Annotated in this window: 3 protein-coding genes and 2 pseudogenes; all 5 read right to left on the reverse strand. The window is 70.9% G+C overall.

All coding sequences use genetic code 11. The features are described 5' to 3' along the window. Window positions 1-149: pseudogene (locus ACFV0O_RS41140) on the reverse strand (ATP-binding protein); the annotation flags it as partial. Further along, window positions 130-774 carry a DUF742 domain-containing protein gene (locus tag ACFV0O_RS41145; RefSeq protein WP_360269212.1) on the reverse strand — a complete coding sequence of 215 codons (645 nt, stop codon included), beginning with the start codon at window positions 772-774 and terminating at the stop codon, window positions 130-132. The gene ACFV0O_RS41145 and the pseudogene ACFV0O_RS41140, both read right to left, overlap by 20 nt. A 162-nt stretch (window positions 775-936) precedes the next feature. After that, window positions 937-1350 (reverse strand): roadblock/LC7 domain-containing protein, encoded by a 414-nt coding sequence (locus tag ACFV0O_RS41150; RefSeq protein WP_030057391.1) that lies wholly within the window; start codon window positions 1348-1350, stop codon window positions 937-939. A 10-nt stretch (window positions 1351-1360) separates the two neighbouring features. Next, window positions 1361-4708, reverse strand: a complete 3348-nt coding sequence (locus ACFV0O_RS41155; protein ID WP_380350106.1) for a nitrate- and nitrite sensing domain-containing protein — start codon at window positions 4706-4708, stop codon at window positions 1361-1363. Between the two features lie 409 nt (window positions 4709-5117). Continuing rightward, window positions 5118-5240: pseudogene (locus tag ACFV0O_RS41160) on the reverse strand (ATP-binding protein); the annotation flags it as partial.

The following is a 5240-nucleotide window of genomic DNA, read 5'->3' on the forward strand; positions in this document are numbered from 1 at the left end:
GTCATGACGGCTTCGGTGCGCAGCGGGTTGATCTCGGAGACGGCGCCGACGAGCGTGGTCTTGCCGACACCGAAGCCGCCCGCGACGACGATCTTCGCGGAGGTGGTGGCGCGGGTGGGGGCGGCCGCGTTAGAGCTTGCGAAGTCCACTGAGGACCCTTTCGAGCAGCGTGACGTCGGGCTGGTTTCCGGATTCGCCGCCGGAAGCGGGCTGGTGGATGGCGACCAGGCCGGCCTCGGCCAGGTCGGCCACGAGGATGCGGGCCACTCCCAGGGGAAGGGAGAGCAGCGCCGACACCTCAGCGACGGATTTGACCTCCGTGCACAGCGTGCAGATCCGCTGGTGCTCGGGGAGCAGGGTGGACAGCCGCTGCGGATCGACGTCGGCGGAGACCAGTGCCTCCAGCGCGAGTTCGTAGCGCGGCCGGGTGCGACCGCCGGTCATCGCGAACGGACGGATCAGCGGCCCGGAGTCGGTCTCGTCCTCGAACTCCTCGACGTGCCCGGGTTCCTGGGCCGGCGCGTAGCCGGGCGCCGGTTCGGGAACGGCACCCGGGTAGCCGGGTGCCGGGGCGCCGTAGGACGGCTGCTGCTGGGCGTACTGCTCGTACTGGCCGTACTGCTCTTCGGGCCTGGCGTACGGGTGCTGGGGCTGCCCGTAGTGATGCCGGCCGTACTCCTGACCGTGGCCGACGCCGGGTGCTCCGAAGGCGTCATGGCCTGTGCCAGGGTACGGAAGACCGTATTGGCCACTGCGGTCGTCGGGCGGTGTCACGGTTCCTCTCCTCACAGGGTGCGGCGGTGCAATTGCGAGCTTCGGCGCAAGTCCGGAGCCGGTGGTGCGAAGGCCGTACAACGTCCGAACCCGAGCCCGCCGAAGCGGGCCCGGGAAGGACGCGGAGGTACTTCGAATACCTGGACGGTATCCGACGAACCGTCAGTGCAGGAGACTGCCCTGGAGTTCCGCGCGGAGAGCGGGGGTGAGGACGGCGCCGGCTCGGTCGACGAGCAGGGCCATCTCGTAGCCGACGAGGCCGATGTCGGAGTCCGGCGAGGCCAGGACGGCGAGGGCGGAGCCGTCGCTGACGGCCATGAGGAACAGGAAGCCCCGCTCCATCTCGACCACCGTCTGGTTGACCTCGCCGCCCTCGAAGATCCGGCTGGCGCCGGAGGTGAGGGAGGTGAGGCCGGAGGCGACGGCGGCGAGCTGGTCGGCGCGGTCGCGCGGGAAGCCCTCGGACATGCACAGGAGGAGGCCGTCCGCGGAGACCACCACGGTGTGGGACACCCCGGGGGTGTTGTCCACGAAATTGGTGATCAGCCAGTTCAGGTTCTGTGCGGCCTGGCTCATCTGAGTCAACTCAACGCTCCTGGTGGTTCGAGCCGCCGAAGAGATCGGTGCTGCGGTTCTGTCCGTTGCCGGACTGGTCTACCTGATCGGGGTCGATCCGGAAGCTTCCGGTGTTGCCGGCGCTGCGGCCCTGCTCCACACCGCGGCGCAGGTTCGTGAGGCGGCCACGGACCTCCTCGGGGTTGCGGGAGACCTGCGGCCCGTCCTGCGGGGTGGGCTTGGCGTTGCCGGGCACCAGGTTCTGCTTGGGCACGCGCCGCGGCAGACCGGCCTGGGTGGTCCCGGCGGAGGAGGGTTCGCGCAGCTGCTCGGCCCGCTGCCAGTCGCCGTCGTTCGGCGACTGCCAGGCGGTGCTGGCGGTCGGGCCGGTCGGGCCGTACCCGCCGAGCGAGGAAACGTCGTGGCCGCGGGACTCCGCGGCGGAGGAGGTGTCCTTGGCGCCGGCGAACCAGTTGGGGCTGTCGCCGGACGGCAGCGCGCCGGGCGGCGCGGTGCCGGGGCCGCCACCGGCCAGCTGCTCGCCGGGGCGGCGCTGCGGCAGCCCGGACGCCAGGGTGGCGGGCGCCTGCTCGGCTGCGGGCAGCGCGGGCGTCTCCGGGGCGTACGGGTGGCCGGCCGGGGCCTCCTGGGCCTGGTGGCCGTACTGGTCGTAGCCGCCCTGGTCGTAGCGGTACTGCTCGTCGGCGTAGGCGCCCTGCTGGTCGTAGCCCTGCTGCGGGTACTGGTCGTACCCGTCCTGGGCGTAGCCGTCCTGCTGGTAGCCCTGCTGGTCGTAGCCCTGCTGGTCGTAGCCGTACTGGTCGTCGGCGTAGGCGCCCTGCTGCTGGAAGCCCTGCTGGGCGTACTGGTCGTAGCCCTGCTGGTAGTCCTCCTCGACCTCCGCGTCCAGCACCGGCTCCGGGCCGCCCTCCAGGGCCGCGCGGCGGACCTGGTCGAGGCGCTGGGAGCGCTGGACGGACTCCAGGGCCGGGCTGAAGCCGGAGGAACCGGCGTTGCCGACACCGGTGAGGTGGTCGTCGAAGCCGAGCTCGGCGGCACTGCGGTTGCCGGCGTCGGGCGCCCACTGGGCGGTCGGCTCCTGGTCGGCGAAGATCCGGGAGACGGTGAACTGCTCCTCCGGCTCCGGCATCGCGCCGCCCTGGGTGACGAACGGCGGGAGCATGACCAGCGAGGTGGTGCCGGCCGACTCGCCGGACGGGCGGAGCTGGACGCGGATGTCGTGCCGCTGGGAGAGCCGGCCGACCACGAAGAGGCCCATGCGGCGGGAGATGGTGGCGTCGACCGTGGGCGGCTCGGCCAGCTTCTCGTTGATCTCCGCGAAGTCCTCGGCGGTGAGGCCGATGCCCTTGTCGTGGATCTCGACCAGCACGCGGCCGTCGGGCAGACGGGTCGCGTTGACCAGCACCCGGGTCTGCGGGCTGGAGAACGAGGTCGCGTTCTCCAGCAGCTCGGCGAGCAGGTGGACGAGGTCGGTCACGGCGGCGCCGACGACGTCGACCTCCGGGATGCCGGAGAGCTCGACGCGCTCGTACTGCTCCACCTCGGACGCGGCGGCGCGGAGCACGTCGACCAGCGGGACCGGGGTGTTCCAGCGGCGGCCGGCCTCCTCGCCCGCGAGGACGAGCAGGTTCTCACCGTTGCGGCGCATGCGGGTCGCGAGGTGGTCCAGCTTGAAGAGGTTCTCCAGCTGGTCCGGGTCGGCCTCGTTGTTCTCCAGGTCGGTGATCAGCGCCAGCTGGCGCTGGATGAGGCCCTGGCTGCGGCGCGACAGGTTGGTGAAGATCGCGTTGACGTTCCCTCGGAGCAGGGCCTGCTCGGCGGCGAGCGCCACGGCCTGCTGGTGGACCTGGTCGAACGCCCGGGCGACTTCGCCGATCTCGTCCTTGCCGTGCAGGGGGATCGGGGTCACCGAGGTGTCGACCCGGTCGGGGTCGGTCTTGGAGAGCTTCTCGACCAGGTCCGGCAGGCGGTGGTCGGCGATCTCCAGGGCGGCGCTGCGCAGGGTGCGCATGCCGAGGATCATCGAGCGGGCGACGTAGCCGGTGAGCAGGCCGGCCAGGATCAGTGCGGCGACGACGATGACCGTGTTGAGGATGGCGTCGTAGAGCGCGTTGTCCTTCAGGCTGCGGGAGTCGGTGAGGACGTCCTCCAGCAGCACGACTTCGGTGTTCCGCAGGGCCTGGATGTGGGTGTTGGCGGCCTGGTTCCAGTTGTCCGGGGTCAGACCGGCGTTCTTCGCCTCGGCGAACGCGGCGTCGGCGGTGGCCTTGCCCTTCAGCTGGCCCTCCGCTGCGGCCTGGCTGTACATGGCGGCCAGGGCCATCAGGCCCTGCATGGTGGGCGCGGAGCCGTTCGGCATCTTGTAGGCCGAGCGGTCCTGGGCGGTGGCCAGGGCGACCTGCGCGTCCGCGTACTTCTTGACGTCCTCGGGGGCGCTACCGGTGTTGAACTCGTTGAGGGAGACCTGCTCCAGCTTCTCCGCGACCACGATCGCCTGCGTCGCGTCGGCGTTCTCGTACCGGGTCGTGCCGTTCTGCGCGATACCGACCAGCAGGCTCAGCATCAGCGAGCGCTGGGTCGAGGCGGAGGCCTTGGCCAGCGACATCGCGTAGATCGCGCGGCCCTTGCTGGTGGCGTTGGCGGAGCCCAGGCCGACCGAGTTGTCGTAGGCCAGCAGCGGAGCGAACATCGCCGAGTAGGCGCTCGCGGTCGCGGTGATGAACAGCTCGGGGTTGTAGGCGTTGGCCCGCAGGTGCGGCAGGTCGACGAGCAGGGCCTGGAAGGCCTCGTGGCGGCGCGGCAGCTCACCGGACTTGTCCGAGGCCGCGTAGGCGGCGTTGTACGCCTTCAGCGCGGCGTCGGTGTCGGCGCGGCGCTTGGTGACCTCGTTGTTCGGGTCCTGCTTGGTGAGCAGGGGTATGAGCGTCTTGTCGCGCTCGTTCTCCAGCGCTTCGGCGAGCTCGGTCGCGGACTTGGCCAGCTCGGCGGTCTTCTCGGCGCGGGAGGCCTTGATGTAACCGTCGACCGAGGTGTTCACTCGCAGACCGCCGAAGACGAGACTGATGATCACGGGGATCAGCAGGATCGCGATCAGACGGGTCGGCACGCGCCAGTTGCGCGGGCGGAGGAACTCGTACCGCCCTCCGGCACCGTCGTCGCCACCCGGTGTGCCGCCCGGTGCGCCGCCGCTGCGGGGCGCCGTGGCGATGCTCGGGGGCGTGGGAGCCGACGCGGCCTGCGGGCGTTCCTCGGTGGGAGTGAACGCGGAGAATCCGGCCGGGCCCGCGGGGGTACCGTTCGGCTCGCTCTGGCGGGGCTCGGAGCGCCGCTGCGGGGCGGGTTGCTGCTTACGCCTCACTCGACAACTACCTCTCGGCCGACTGCCGGCCATGGATCAATCCAGCGCTACCCCCGGGCCCTGACCCGTCGCCGGACGGGCCGGCACGAGAGATTCAGGGGTAGCTGGAATTTCAGCACGTGCAGGGATGGGGGACAAACAGCCGCCGTACGGCGCCCGTGCAGGAGCAATCCGGACATTCACCAACATGACGGAGCAAAACCGTGGTCACCTGGCGCTGAGTGACGCTGATTCGCCACGCTGCGTCATTGTTGATCACAAAATGCCTACCGAACTGTTATCCGCTGCTTATACACGGGTCTTGCGCGGGGCCCCGGGAGGACACCGGCCGGTTAAGCGGCGCGGCCCCGTCGCCCCGTCGCAGTGACGGGCCGACGGGGCTGGACGGTTCCGGTCCTCCCGCGTCCGCTCAGCGCAGCCGGGCGAGCAGGGCGTGCTCGACGAGCGTGATGAGGGCGCTCTTGGCGCTGTCGCGGCGGCGCGCGTCCAAGGTGACGACCGGGGTGTCGGCGCCGAGCTGGAGGGCCTCGCG

The organism is Kitasatospora sp. NPDC059577, from assembly GCF_042735475.1.
Taxonomy (GTDB): domain Bacteria; phylum Actinomycetota; class Actinomycetes; order Streptomycetales; family Streptomycetaceae; genus Kitasatospora.